At 36.0% G+C, this 444-nt stretch carries 1 pseudogene; it reads right to left on the reverse strand.

The annotated features are described in order from the left end of the window. A pseudogene (locus tag FDW92_RS04895) lies at positions 1-371 on the reverse strand (IS6-like element ISS1N family transposase); the annotation flags it as partial. Positions 372-444 lie beyond the last annotated feature (73 nt).

Raw genomic sequence — 444 nt, forward strand, 5'->3', positions numbered from 1 at the left:
AACTGTTTATGGAGTCGTTTTAAGAAAGCATAGGCTGCTTGCGTATCCCGTTTCTTTCGTAACCAGATATCTAAGGTTAAGCCGTCCGCATCAATTGCACGATAAAGATAATGCCAACGTCCCTTAATTTTGATATAGGTTTCGTCCATTTTCCATGAATAGAAGGATTGTCTATTTTTCTTCTTCCAAAGATCATAGAGGACTTTGCTGTACTCTTGCACCCAACGATAAATCGTAGTATGACAAACATTTATTCCACGATCATATAACAATTCCTGAACTTCACGATAGCTTAGATTGTAACGCAGGTAGTAACCAACAGCGACAATAATGACGTCTTTTTTGAATTGTTTGCCTTTAAAATGATTCATTACTCTGTCCTCTCTGTCTTTTTTCTCAATTTTACACTAAAATAGATTTTTTGGAAAACTTTGCAACAGAACC

The organism is Citrobacter sp. wls706, assembly GCF_005281305.1.
Lineage (GTDB): Bacteria > Pseudomonadota > Gammaproteobacteria > Enterobacterales > Enterobacteriaceae > Citrobacter > Citrobacter werkmanii.